A 12,535-nucleotide genomic window follows, 5' to 3' on the forward strand; every position below is an offset into this window, starting at 1 on the left:
GGAGTAGTAAATGAGATTGGTGCCCACCTTATTATGCACAGCCGCGTTAACCGCCGCTGTTTTTATGTCGCCAGTAGCTGTTGCAGATCAGCAGTTAGCGGCCTCTATGTGCGATTATGTGGCGGCTAACGATAGAAACCGTTTACGCAAAGTACTCAGTGACTACCGTTTGCGTCTGCGTAATATCTATGATGGAGTTGTTTGCAATGGTGAACCGTTAATCCGGCATGCTTTCAGAAGCAATGCTCCTGATGTAGGTGAGTTTATTGTCAGGCAATTACCAGGCTCCCAGGTAGCTGATTCAGGTGATATTGCCTGGGCCGAAAGCAATGGCTTTGCTGATTCACCATTATTGGCTGCATTAAAAGATCGCGCCGGTGCTGGAGACTAACTTTATTGTGAATAAAAAAATCCGCTGATTAAGCGGATTTTTTATTTGTGCCCGTTATATTCAGTTAGTACCTGGTAGTTATACCCGGAACTGTTCTACCGATTGGCGCAATTCCTCTGCTAACCTTGCTACCTCATGGCTGGAGTCTGAAGTTTGCTCAGCACCAGAGGCGGTTTCTTCGGCAATGGCAACAATAGATTCAAGTAGCTGACTGATTTCATTCGATACCTGATTCTGCTCTTTGGCAGCACTGGAAATCTGTTCACTCATATCGTGTGCCAGGTGCACTGCATGGGTAATCGAATCCAGCGCTGAGGTGGCAACTTCCGTTTGAGTTACACAGTTTTCCGCTTGTTTTTTACCTTTGTTCATCGCCTCAACCGCAGCCTGGGCTCCGCTTTGCAGAACCTGGATCATCGCTTGGATTTCCTGAGTAGAGGCCTGAGTTTTGCTGGCCAGTGACCTTACTTCATCAGCTACAACCGCGAACCCCCGACCTTGTTCACCGGCGCGGGCTGCTTCAATAGCGGCGTTCAGAGCCAGCAAGTTTGTTTGTTCAGCTATACCACGAATAACATCGAGGATGCTGCCGATAGAAGCGCTGTCTTTGTGCAGCTTATTGATCACTACAGACGCTTGTTCAACCTCTTTAGAAAGCTGGATAATGGTGCTCTTATTATCAAGTGAGATACCTTTAACCCGCTCTGCTTCTTTATCAGCGTTTTTAATTTCAGCAAGCGCATCATTCGAGCTTTGCAATACACCCTGCGAGGTGCTGCTCATTTCTGTTGTTGCAGTTGCGGCCTGGGTAACCTGTGACTTCTGCTCACGAATTGCCTGAGTTGTCTGGACTGTGATGGCAGATGTTTGCTCGGAAGCGGCTGCCAGCTGAGTAGAGCGGGAAATAATACCTTGGATCAGCTGCTGCAGATTGCTTACAACTTTATTGACGTTACGTGCCAGTTCACCAAACTCATCTTTTGCTGAAGCATCCAGTGTTTTGGTTAAATCGCCTGACGCAACTATACCGAGCATACTGTTCACTTCTGCCAGTGGTTTCACAATACGTTTAACGGTAACAGTCGCAATAATTACAGAAAGTAATATAGAAATAATAACAACAACAAAAATCCAGGTAATGGCATTGTTTACGTCAGAGGTCGCATGTTGTTGAATTTCTTCAGCAGCATTTCTGGTAAGTATCAACAAGTTATCTAGCTTCTGCATACCCGTTTGAGTAAGTTTATTGGCGGTAGTCAACTGAGCTTCTGCATCTGCTACACCAGCCAATAGCTGAACTTTCAACGCCGGGATACCATCGCTGCCCTCTAAAAAGCCGGATATTTGCTGCACTTTATCTTCGATATCGGCGGTCATGCTGACTGCGCTACCTGCTTCATCCTGAATAATTGTAACTTGCTCCCGAAGCTCCTGTAAGCGGAAAGCGATTTCATTGCTAACGGTAGCAACCGTTGTATCTGTTTCAGTGCGGTTTAAATCAATAACGTTATTAATCAGGGTGTTTATACCGGTTTCAATCTGCGTTGCGGCCTGATAGGCGCGCGGAAAGCGGCGCTGAACATCACGTACATCAGTAAAATCGAGAATTAATGAGGCCATGTCATCTGAACTAAACTCAAGATCCCCTAACTTGTTGGCAATAGTGGTTCGCAGTTGGATATTGCTGTCTAATCTGCGTTGCAGATTAGTACTGGCTTCTATGAAGTCGCGGTAAGTTTCATTTACCTGCTCTGAACCGTCTTTTAATTCCGGATGCTGTTCAATTGCCTGCCGTAATGCGTCAGCTGCTTTATCGTAAATGGCTTTTTCAGTATTAAACTGCTGATTCACTGTAGCTGTTTTTTCCAGCGTATCTGCATAAAAGCCCTGCAAGCTGGCGCGACTCATTGTCACAAACTCGGTTTTCATCGTGGCGCTGTTTTCCAGTGCCGGAATGGAGACTTCATTCACTTCAGTGGTGGCGTTACTGATATTATTTAAGCTGATATAGGCGGTAACACCGATAAACAGCAATAACAGAGAAATGATGGCAAAGCCGCCCATTACCCGCAAAGCTACGGTTAACTTCATAATAACTCCCACTTTAAGTGTTTTCTTTAAGCACCTTAGCTTAAGATTTCCTGCATAACAAGACTGGTTTCAGTAGTTTCGTTGTGCTGGCATCAAACCATTTATACTGTGCCGGCAACACTATAACGTTGCTGGCGTTCGATACAATAAGCAGTCAGGGAATTACCCCAGACACAGCCTGTATCCAGTGCATGAATATTCTGGATCGGGCTGTAACCATTTAACGCAGCCCAGTGGCCAAAAAACAGCTCTGGGTGAGGCTTGGTCCGCCAGAATTCATACCAAGGTACCAGATTGTTCAGCTGTGTTGGATTGCCCTTCTCCTGCAAGCTAAGGGCACCATCAGGCTGACAAAAGCGCATTCTGGTACAGGCGTTAATAGTATAGCGCCATTGTTGCTGTTCCGTTTCTGCCTGTTGCCACATGCTTGGCGTATCGCCATACATAATAGCAAAAATTTGTTCCGGTTGATGGATTAATTGATGGCTGACTGCCGATGTAGCCGCTTGGGCTTCATGCAGTGTCCACTCCGGAGACAAGCCGGCATGAACCATCAACTGTTGTTTATCATTGCTCTGATGAATAAGTGGCAGTTGCAATAGCCAGTCTACCAACTCCGGCAGGTTTGGCGCTTGCTGCAATTGCTGAAGTTTATCATTTGGTTTGATATTGCTGAAGCCGAAATGGCAGGCAAGAAAATGTAAATCGTGATTGCCCAGCACGCATTGGGCACTGCCACCAAGAGATTTCACAAAATTTAATGTCGCCAGAGAGTCAGGACCGCGGGCAATTAAATCACCACAAAACCAAAGTTTATCGCTGGCAGAGTTGAAGCTGATATGATCTAGCAGCCGTTGCAAGGCATCAAAGCATCCCTGCACGTCGCCTATAACATAAGTTGCCATCAGTTAAGAATGTTAGGCATGGCCAGCCGGAATACCGGGATAGCGGTATTAAACATTTGCTCGGTACTGCTTATCATTTCATAATGGCCCTGCATGGTTCCTACAGGCGTTTCCAGTACGGCGCCACTGGTATAACTGTAGCTGGTGCCAGGAGCAAGTTCCGGTTGTTCACCAACTACACCATCGCCGTATACCTCAGCTTGCTTGCCATTAGCATCGGTGATCAGCCAGTATCGCTTCAGCAATTTTACCTGCTGTGTGCTGTGATTTTCGATAGTAATGGTATAAGCAAACACGAAACGGTTTTCTGCGGGATCAGATTGTGCCCCTAAATAAAAATTGTCTACTTTTACCTGAATATCGAACGGCTTACTCATGTTGATTTTCCTGCTCTGCCAACCACTGCGCAACTTTGATAAAACCGCTGACCGGTAATTGCTCCGGCCTGATGGTCGGGTCAATCCCCAATGCGCTTATCTGCTCTGCGGTTGCGAAATTACTAAAGCCATTGCGCAGTGTTTTACGACGCTGATTAAAAGCTTCTAAACATACTCTGTTTAACACAGCCGGATCAACTTTTGCACGTTCAGCAATCGGATAGGGCAGTAACCTTACTACGGCAGAGTCAACTTTTGGCGCAGGTTTAAATGCCCCCGGGCCTACTTCAACCACCGGAATTGCCTGACAGTAGTATTGGGTCATTACACTTAAGCGACCAAATGTTTTACTACCATGGCTGGCTGTCATGCGCTGCACGACTTCCTTTTGCAGCATAAAATGCATGTTATGGATATGGTCAGCAAACTCAAATAAATGAAATAACAAAGGTGTAGAGATATTGTAGGGCAGGTTACCAAAAATTTTTAATTTCTCACCAGGTTTCAGCAACGACGCAAAATCAAACTTCATCGCATCGGCCTGATAGACCGTTAACTTGTCAGCCAGGGTAGGATGTTGGGTTAAACGTTCAGCCAGGTCGCGATCCAGCTCCACTACGATCAGTTTACCGGCTTCCTCGGCTACAGGTTCGGTAAGAGCGCCCAGGCCTGGGCCAATTTCTACCAGTACATCAGTCGACTTGGGCGCGATAGCTTTTACTATCCGGCCAATAACGTGTGGGTCATGCAGGAAGTTCTGGCCAAATCGCTTACGGGCGCGATGGCCCTGATGAACATTGTCGGTCATAAATTAATTCGCTTGTTGTGCCAGAGTAATGGCCTGATTTACCGCGTGAAATAAGCTGCCGGGATCTGCTTTGCCGCTGCCGGCAAGATCCAGAGCCGTACCATGATCTACAGAGGTTCGGATTAACGGTAAGCCCAGGCTGATGTTTACCGAACGACCAAAGCCTTTATATTTAAGAACCGGCAAGCCCTGGTCATGGTACATCGCCAGCACGGCATCGGCATCTTCCAGATATTTGGGTTGAAACAAGGTGTCTGCGGGCAGTGGGCCAACTAAGTCAATGCCTTGTGCGCGCAGTTCATCCAGGGTTGGGCTGATAATGTCCAGCTCTTCCCGGCCCAGATGGCCATCCTCGCCGGCATGCGGGTTTAAGCCGCAAACATAAATTCGCGGCTTTTCAATAGCAAACTTGTGCTTTAAATCATGGTGCAGAATGGTGATAACTTTCAGCAGCCGATCACGGGTAATCGCTTTTGCTACATAAGCTAAAGGGATGTGGGTAGTGGCAAGAGCAACCCGCAAGCCTTCAGTGGCAAGCATCATCACCACATAAGGGGTGTTAGACTGATGAGCAAAAAACTCGGTATGGCCACTAAACGGAATACCGGCTTTATTAATAATCCCTTTATGCACCGGACCGGTAACAATGGCAGCAAAGCCACCACTAATAGCGTTTTCGCCGGCAAACTGCAGGGTATTGACAACATACTGGCCATTTGCGGCATTCAGCACACCTGGCTGCACCGGTTCTGCCAGGGCAAACTCAGCAATGGTAAGTGTTCCTGCGCGCTGAGCTTTAGCTGGTGCCTTACTGTTATAGGGTAATAACGTTAAATCAATACCCAGCGCAGCGGCACGGTCGCTCAATAATTTTGCGTTGCAGCACACTACCAGTTCAACCGGCCAGTCCTGACGGGCCAGTGCTACTACCAGATCCGGGCCTATACCCCCTGGCTCACCGGGGGTTACAGCAATACGCAGGGTCATCTAACTCTCCGGTAATACATCGATAAAGGCTTCATCGCGAATTTCTTTCAGGAAGTTTGCCGACTCTTCATTGAAGCGACGGTTATAAATCATCCGGTAGACCTGCTCGCGTTTTTTGTCAGCTGTCGCATCGACTACTCTTTTATCCAGTACCTGAGCGATATGCCAGCCGTGCTCAGTGCGAAATGGCTCACTAATTTCATCAGGCGCTAACCGCAACAGGGTATCGCGGAATGCTGGAACAAAGACCTGTGGTTCACTCCAGCCCAGCTCGCCACCGTTCATTTTTGAACCAGGGTCTTCAGAATGGGCTTTGGCTAATTCGGCAAAGTCTGCCTCACCGGCGCGCAGTTTGGTCACAAAATCATTCAGGGTGTTGCGGGCGCGTTCTTCACTCAGAATAATTGAGGGTTTAATTAAAATATGGCGAGATTTAACTTCTTGAATTTCGGCAACGTTTTCGCCTCTTATATCAAAAATAGTTAAAATATGAAAACCTGCGCCAGAGCGCATAGGTCCGATTAAATCGCCTTTTTTCTTGTCACGGATACTCTCTGAAAACAGGGTTGGCATCTCATTGATATTCATAAAACCAAGCTCACCACCCTCCAGTGCTTTACCTCCGGAAGACGAAGCGATGGCAATACGTCTGAAATCACTCCCGCTTTGCAGCAACTCCATCACTTTATCTGCCCGATCTTTGGCTGCGCTGATATCATCAGGCGTGGCCTGACTTGGAATTGCAATCAGGATATGGCCCAGATTATATTCTTCACTGACTGCACCTTGCTCTTCCATTAATTTCAGCAGGCTGTCAACTTCCTGTGGGCTGATATAGATGCGGCGCTGCACACTACCGCGAATTACCTCATTGGTAATAATTTCTTCCCGGAGTTTTTCACGGAAGCGCTCATAATCGCCTTCTTCTGCCTCAACCTGACGCCGGAACGCTTCCAGACTGAGGTTTTCTCCCTGGGCTATATTGCGAATGGTGTCGTCAAGCTGAGCGTCGCTGATTTGCAGTCCCATCCGCTGTGCTAATTGCAATTGCAGACTGGTTAAAATTAACCGTTCCATCGCCTGGGTACGCAGGGCCTGATCTGAAGGTAAGGTTTGGCCCTGGGCCTGGGCATTACGTTTAACCCGGTTAACGACATCATCAATATCGCTTTTCAGAACGACGCTATTATCAACAATAGCGGCGATCCGATCGATCTCCTTCTCGGCTGCGAGACTGGAAAAACTTAAACAGCCGATAAAAGCCAGACAGATAACTTGCTGTAACTTCATAAATTCCTACACTAATTAGTTAGTAAATATGGCCGGCGGTAGCCAAAAATGCCATTTGACAACATGTCAGATACGCCAAAACCGGCTTTGTCGCCGAAACCTTTTAAGACAAATTGCAGACTGAGCCCGCTGTCCAGCTCACCAAATTGCAAAGCATTGTCAATATTGGTATCGAGGTTTGCCACAATATGACGCCTTGCTACCAGTCGGACCGCCCAGCAGCATGACTCATATTGCACGCCAAAATTGGCGTCTATCATACGATGATTTGTGACATCACGATAGTAACTGGCGACAAGCTGCCAGTTTTTAGCCAGAGGCACAGTGCCAAGCACACCCAGTTGCTGAATTTCTAAGCCTGAGACAGCGCGACTGTATCGATGGTTCAATTGCAGCAAGGTATTCTCACTGCCGCGATAATCCAGACTGGCATTACTTTTTATGATTTGCTGGCCATCAATATCGTATTGGGTTGCCGCACTGAAATACCATTTACGGTACCAATGCCAGATCATTTCAGCGGCCAGTACAGAGTCGGTAGCGGTTTGGTTCTCAGTCAGGTTGTCGGCGGTTTCTACCGGGTCTTGCAGAAAAAAGATTTGGCCCAGACTAAACCGGAATAGTTCGTTGTCGACGTTGTCGTAAAAGCGGGTAGTCCAGCCAACTGTTAACTGATTGGCTTCATTAATCCGGTCAATGCCAGAAAAACGGTTCTGCCGGAATAAACCGTAATAATCATCCTGCAACCGGGTTGTGTCATATAAACCAATGTTGTTTTGTTGCCGGTAAGGGATGTATAAATATTGAATTTGTGGTTCAAAAGTTTGTAGCGCTGGCTCTCCAAACCAATCATATTCACGTTCCAGATTTAACCTGCTGTATAACCTTAATTTCGGCAGCGTCCTGGTAACGCTGCGATCAATATCCGCTGTTTGCTGGTTACTGTCTTGCTGGTAGTAAGTGTAGAGCATGCTGGCTTCGGCGGTGAATTCCAGTGCCGGAGTAATAAAAGGTAAGCGCAGAGTCGGTTCCAGGTGCAGCCGGTTGGCAGTACTGAGCAGGGCAGTATCATTTTTAAAATGGGCATAGCTGGCCTGCCAAACTAGTTGTAGCGGTTTGAAAACCGGTAACGGCCTGGCAGAGCTTAGCTGTATTTCGGGCAGGGTTTTATAAGCGTCAGAAAAATTACCCAGTATTTCAAAACCCTGCAGCCTGATTTTACTGTTAATGTTTTCGCCATAATGAGCAAGGGTAGCTTCCCGGTACAGCTGGGTATCACTTTGATTGGTGTAATCAGAGCCGAGCTCAGTTAAGTAGGCATCGTCACTGACATCGGTAAAGTCGATGTAACCACGCCAGTTGGCTGTAAAATCAGAACGATGATTTAAATGACTAAGGTAACGGCTACCAAAACCTGCTGGTTTATCGTTATCTGCATTTAGATATTCAAGCTGCATAATGCCCTGATGAGCTGTGGTCAGGTAACGAAACTCTGATTTAAGCTGGGTGCCACGTTTGCTCATGTAGCGGGGAGTCAGGGTCAGATCGTAGTTTTCTGCCAGGTTAATATAGTAAGGCAGTTCTACATCAAGCCCTAATAACTGAGAGCTGCCAATTTTGGGTAATAGCAGGCCTGTTTTTCTTTGCTCATTCACAGGAAACGTCAGGTAGGGCAGATAAAATACAGGGATGTCTTTAACTTTAAAAATAGCGTTGCTGGCGGACCCCCAACCTTCTCCTTTGTTGATTTTAATATCACTGGCATGCAACGCCCAGCTATCGTCCTGCGTCGGGCAGGTAGTAAATAAAGCCTGGTCTAACCTTATTTGCTCAGGACTGGCTTGCAGGCGTTCGGCATAACCGCGGCCCGCCTGAGCAATAAACTGATAATGAGCATCACTGATGACAGCTTCGTTATCCGCGGTATTAGCAATAAATGAACTGGCAGACACGTTTAAGCTGCTATCGAAATATTCTATACCTCCGTCAGCAAAAATACGTCGTTCTGTGCGGCTGAAGCGAGCAGTGGGGGCGGTTAGCAAGGTATCACGATGAATAATTTCAACATTGCCGTTAAAAAACGCAGTCTGATTCCCACGCAGGTCGGCGTCATCGGAGTTGATCCGCACGGTGTTATCATCCGGGTCCAGATTACCTAACACGGCAGGCTGGGTGAGTGGCTGATAACACATAGGGATTACAGGTTCATTAGCTTGCAGCTGACTACAGAGCAAGCCTGTGATAGTTATTCCGGTGAACCATACTTTCATCCAGTATTCTCTGCCCCAGATTTATGATGTTTTTGATATGATTAGCCCGCTATGATAAATCAATTTTAGATTTCCTGCTAATCCGATATAGTGCGGCTTTACTGCGGTCACTGTCCTGTTTCGCTATCTTAGAGCAGCAAATACTGCGTAGTTCATTTTAAGAGGAAAATACTTTGTGGGGTAAAATTCTCGGCGCCTTGTTTGGTCTGGCATTGCTCAGGCTACCCGGACTGTTTATCGGCCTGATTCTGGGGCACTGGTTCGATGTCAAAGTGGGCGCAAATCTTGCGAGGTTCAGAGGGATTTTTCACGAATCAGCTGAGCAGCAAGGTCTGTTTATGTATACGACTTTTGCCACCATGGGCCATATCGCTAAAGCAACAGGCCTGGTTACCCCGGCTCATATTCGTCAGGCCCGGCATTTTATGCAGCAATTGGGGCTGAATGAGGCGCAGCAACAAGAAGCGCAAGCGGCTTTTCGTGATGGCAAAGCAAGTAACTTCCCGTTGACAGCGCAGCTGCAAGCGTTTTATCAGCACTATGGCCGCCAGAGCGATGTAATCCAATACTTTATTGAAATTCAGCTTGGTATTGCCAATGCTGAGGGCCCGATGAGTCATGAACAGCAGCTACTGCTGCAACAGGTTGCGCTGCAACTGGATGTATCTCACATTCGGTTGGAACAGTTACTAGCGGCCTATCGGGCGCAGCAACGGTTTAATCAGCGTGACAGCAGGCGTCCTGCGGCCAATGCAGTGCAGGACGCGTATAAGGTGCTGGGTGTCAGTAGCGACTGCAGTGAAAAGGAACTAAAACGCGCTTACCGGAAATTAATGGCGCAACACCACCCCGACAAATTAATGGCCAAAGGCGTACCCGCCGCCATGCTGGATGTTGCAAAACGGCGGACTCAGGAAATTCAGGCTGCTTATGAACTGCTAAAGAATCGGCAATAGCCAGCAGGGCTCACAGGCCCAGACTATGCAACCAACCTGTGATTTCTTTCAGGACCCAGGCATGGATATCCTCGTCGTAATATGTGCCTGTTAGCTGACGTTGCCGGTACTGTGCTTTCAGGTTACGTGCGACCAGTTGTTGTCTCAGTTTCAGATTAGCATTGGCAAAACGGTTATCACGCTGGTGGCTGATATCTAATGTTGGTACTGATTGTTCGGCAATATGACGGGCCAATTCTCTGTTTAAGTTGTGATCTGGTAAATAGGCGCCCAGCATGATAAATGCTGCTGGCCCGGTCAGCTGCTCTGTTGCGTATAACTGGTTTAACAATGCCGCGCTACTGCCTTTGGCAATAACTACGGTATTACCTTGTTGTTGTCCTGCCTGGCGCATTGCTGCCTGCAAGCGCTGAGCCAGTTGTTGGCGATATTCTTCTGCAGCAGAGGATAGTTCAAAAAGTGCTGTATCCGGCGGCATTATCGCCAGGGTATGCCAGCCATGCTCATTAAGTTGCTGACGAAGTGAGTCTATCTGATTTGGACTGGCGGCATGTTCGCTTATATCCGGTACTAAAATGGCGGTACCTTTGGTATAGCTGGTTAACGCTTGTCGCTGCAGCACTAAAAAGTTACCGTTATCAGTAGTTAGCTCAGTGACTTCATCTGCCAGCAGTTGCCGTTGTAAATCTTGCTGCGATAACTGTTGAAGCGTTGGCATTTCCTGCGCTACTGCTGTTGTCAGTAGTGTTGCAGCAAATACCAGCCAAGCTCTGACCGCACCTTGCGTAGGGTTCAAATTTCACCTGCTTAACCTAACCTCAGTTATAGGTCGTTATCGGCAAAGCCCGCCATAACATTAGCAGCATCGTCAGCATGAATATATTCAGGGAAGGTATACATCACTTTGCTGTCGTGACTGAACTTTACATAGGTTTCACCCTTTTCAAGTACCAGCACAGCTAATGAAGGCTGCATGATAAAGCAAAATGTAGTGGGTTTAAATTCTGCCAGTGCCTTGGCCATTTCCCGGAGTTGATCATTAATCGCCAGACGTTGGGTTTCTCTTTCATCGGTACAAACATGAGCTGCCTGCACCAGGGTTGCTGGCTGCTCAGCCTGTAAATTGAAGGTAACACAGGCTAATACTGTGGCACTAACACAGTAACGACTTATAGCTTGCATAAACATATCGACTTCCTGAAACGGCTTTAAGTCGATTAAAACTAGCAGGAAGTCTTTAGTGCGGCAATAAAAAAACCGCCAGAATTGGCGGTTTTTTGTTAAGCGTAGGAAAATTAACGCAATACTGGCTCTTTAACTTTCGCTGTCACTTTTGCTTCAATGCGCTGGTTAGCGGCATGAGCTTCCGGGGTATTTCCCTGAACCCGTAACCGGGTAACACCGTAACCGACAGCAGTAATACGTGAAGACTCTACGCCTTCGCCGGTCAGAATGTCAGCGACCGATTGTGCGCGACGTTTCGACAACAGCATATTGTATGACGGATTACCGATGTTAGAAGCATGACCTTCAATAACCACTTCTGATTCCGGGAAGCGCTTCATAAAGGCCGCTAGCTGGATAACTTCTGAACGCTGGTCAGCAGATACTGACGCTGAGTCAAAGCCAAACTTAACTTCGATATCAACATCACCAACCCGCTGCATTTCCTCAGTAAAGACCGTACAACCCTGTGGGTCGACCTGATGAGTTGCTGCAGTGTTAGGGCAGCGATCATTTGCATCTGTTACGCCGTCGTTATCGCTGTCTGCTGGCTTCGCAGGTTGTACCGGAGCCGGAGCTGGAGCTGGGGCCGGAGCAGGAGTTGGTGCAACTTTGGCTGCAGCAGACCCAAACAGATAAGTCATACCCAATTTAATTCCGGCGTCGGCATAGCTTTCGTCAATACCTTGGTAACGATTAGCTTCTGCAAATAAACCAAAATTCTGATTGAAGAAATGTTTGTAACCAACACCAATGTTAAAAGCTGTTGAACTTTGAACAGCATCCATGCGCTTCAAACCACCGACCACGTATGTTGAGGGCATGCTTGCCAAATGGTACATAACATCAATGCCTAAACGATTGCCATCGGAATCAGAGCCATCAAGTTTAGAACTCAGGTCAAGCTTCGCGAATTCAGCTCGAAGAGCCCAGCTTTCATTCAGATAATAGCCAATCTCAATGCCGTAACCCCAGTCCTTCTCCATGAAGTTCCAGTTGGCTGATTCTGTTTTATCAGTATCTGGCATGTAATATTCACCAAAAACAGAACCAAATACTCTATTCTCCAAATCTGCGGCAGGAGTTGATTGTGCAAGGGTTTGTGTGCTGATAAACGGCAGGGCAGCCAGTACAGCAAGGGCGGTAATTTTAAGTTTCATCCATTTCTCCTTAGATTAATCCAGCATTTCAGTAGTCAGTTTATTACGCCTGTTCACTACTCGTCTGCCATCTATA

Annotated in this window: 12 protein-coding genes; 2 read left to right on the forward strand and 10 right to left on the reverse strand. The window is 47.2% G+C overall.

Annotation, left to right across the window (positions count from 1 at the left end):
• The first annotated feature begins 10 nt into the window (after nt 1–10).
• Nucleotides 11–391, forward strand: coding sequence for a DUF3718 domain-containing protein (locus tag H141_RS0104610; protein WP_019675072.1), 381 nt, complete (start codon nt 11–13; stop codon nt 389–391).
• Between the two features lie 78 nt (nt 392–469).
• Here H141_RS0104610 and H141_RS0104615 read toward each other — a convergent pair whose 3' ends face one another.
• From H141_RS0104615 to H141_RS0104645, 7 genes are all read right to left on the reverse strand, one after another.
• Nucleotides 470–2,482 (reverse strand): HAMP domain-containing methyl-accepting chemotaxis protein, encoded by a 2,013-nt coding sequence (locus tag H141_RS0104615; RefSeq protein ID WP_019675073.1) that lies wholly within the window; start codon nt 2,480–2,482, stop codon nt 470–472.
• Between the two features lie 101 nt (nt 2,483–2,583).
• Nucleotides 2,584–3,387 (reverse strand): symmetrical bis(5'-nucleosyl)-tetraphosphatase, encoded by an 804-nt coding sequence (locus tag H141_RS0104620; RefSeq protein ID WP_019675074.1) that lies wholly within the window; start codon nt 3,385–3,387, stop codon nt 2,584–2,586.
• Complete coding sequence (apaG, locus tag H141_RS0104625) at nt 3,387–3,764, reverse strand: Co2+/Mg2+ efflux protein ApaG (protein WP_019675075.1); 378 nt, start codon at nt 3,762–3,764, stop codon at nt 3,387–3,389. The genes H141_RS0104620 and apaG overlap by 1 nt, the downstream gene beginning before the upstream one ends.
• Nucleotides 3,757–4,572 carry a 16S rRNA (adenine(1518)-N(6)/adenine(1519)-N(6))-dimethyltransferase RsmA gene (rsmA, locus tag H141_RS0104630; RefSeq protein ID WP_019675076.1) on the reverse strand — a complete coding sequence of 272 codons (816 nt, stop codon included), beginning with the start codon at nt 4,570–4,572 and terminating at the stop codon, nt 3,757–3,759. Before rsmA ends, apaG begins: the two co-directional genes overlap by 8 nt.
• A gap of 3 nt (nt 4,573–4,575) precedes the next feature.
• The gene (gene pdxA, locus H141_RS0104635) at nt 4,576–5,559 is read right to left on the reverse strand and encodes a 4-hydroxythreonine-4-phosphate dehydrogenase PdxA (protein ID WP_019675077.1); all 984 of its coding nucleotides are present in this window, start codon (nt 5,557–5,559) and stop codon (nt 4,576–4,578) included.
• Nucleotides 5,560–6,849, reverse strand: a complete 1,290-nt coding sequence (surA, locus tag H141_RS0104640; protein WP_019675078.1) for a peptidylprolyl isomerase SurA — start codon at nt 6,847–6,849, stop codon at nt 5,560–5,562.
• Between the two features lie 11 nt (nt 6,850–6,860).
• The gene (locus tag H141_RS0104645; RefSeq protein WP_026349231.1) at nt 6,861–9,119 is read right to left on the reverse strand and encodes an LPS-assembly protein LptD; all 2,259 of its coding nucleotides are present in this window, start codon (nt 9,117–9,119) and stop codon (nt 6,861–6,863) included.
• 173 nt (nt 9,120–9,292) lie between these two features.
• Between H141_RS0104645 and djlA the strand changes: the two genes are divergently transcribed.
• Complete coding sequence (djlA, locus tag H141_RS0104650) at nt 9,293–10,075, forward strand: co-chaperone DjlA (protein ID WP_019675080.1); 783 nt, start codon at nt 9,293–9,295, stop codon at nt 10,073–10,075.
• Between the two features lie 10 nt (nt 10,076–10,085).
• Here the strand turns inward: djlA and H141_RS0104655 are convergent, their stop codons facing one another.
• The 3 genes from H141_RS0104655 to H141_RS0104665 form a co-directional block, all read right to left on the reverse strand.
• On the reverse strand, nt 10,086–10,871 hold the full coding sequence (locus H141_RS0104655; protein ID WP_019675081.1) for a DUF3530 family protein: 786 nt from the start codon (nt 10,869–10,871) through the stop codon (nt 10,086–10,088).
• 26 nt (nt 10,872–10,897) lie between these two features.
• Nucleotides 10,898–11,263, reverse strand: a complete 366-nt coding sequence (locus tag H141_RS19850; protein WP_019675082.1) for a hypothetical protein — start codon at nt 11,261–11,263, stop codon at nt 10,898–10,900.
• Between the two features lie 107 nt (nt 11,264–11,370).
• A complete protein-coding gene (locus H141_RS0104665; RefSeq protein ID WP_019675083.1) occupies nt 11,371–12,459 on the reverse strand; it encodes an OmpA family protein in 1,089 nt (362 codons plus the stop codon).
• Nucleotides 12,460–12,535: the final 76 nt, after the last annotated feature.

Source organism: Arsukibacterium perlucidum DSM 18276 (genome assembly GCF_000382165.1).
In the GTDB taxonomy this organism is placed as follows: Bacteria; Pseudomonadota; Gammaproteobacteria; order Enterobacterales; family Alteromonadaceae; genus Alishewanella; species Alishewanella perlucidum.

What these genes read in the sequence shown, in the direction of transcription:
- H141_RS0104610 (WP_019675072.1), top strand. Translation starts at nt 11, where the DNA reads ATGAGATTGGTGCCCACCTTATTATGCACAGCCGCGTTAACCGCCGCT.
- H141_RS0104615 (WP_019675073.1), bottom strand. Translation starts at nt 2,482, where the DNA reads ATGAAGTTAACCGTAGCTTTGCGGGTAATGGGCGGCTTTGCCATCATT.
- H141_RS0104620 (WP_019675074.1), bottom strand. Translation starts at nt 3,387, where the DNA reads ATGGCAACTTATGTTATAGGCGACGTGCAGGGATGCTTTGATGCCTTG.
- apaG (WP_019675075.1), bottom strand. Translation starts at nt 3,764, where the DNA reads ATGAGTAAGCCGTTCGATATTCAGGTAAAAGTAGACAATTTTTATTTA.
- rsmA (WP_019675076.1), bottom strand. Translation starts at nt 4,572, where the DNA reads ATGACCGACAATGTTCATCAGGGCCATCGCGCCCGTAAGCGATTTGGC.
- pdxA (WP_019675077.1), bottom strand. Translation starts at nt 5,559, where the DNA reads ATGACCCTGCGTATTGCTGTAACCCCCGGTGAGCCAGGGGGTATAGGC.
- surA (WP_019675078.1), bottom strand. Translation starts at nt 6,849, where the DNA reads ATGAAGTTACAGCAAGTTATCTGTCTGGCTTTTATCGGCTGTTTAAGT.
- H141_RS0104645 (WP_026349231.1), bottom strand. Translation starts at nt 9,119, where the DNA reads ATGAAAGTATGGTTCACCGGAATAACTATCACAGGCTTGCTCTGTAGT.
- H141_RS19850 (WP_019675082.1), bottom strand. Translation starts at nt 11,263, where the DNA reads ATGTTTATGCAAGCTATAAGTCGTTACTGTGTTAGTGCCACAGTATTA.
- H141_RS0104665 (WP_019675083.1), bottom strand. Translation starts at nt 12,459, where the DNA reads ATGAAACTTAAAATTACCGCCCTTGCTGTACTGGCTGCCCTGCCGTTT.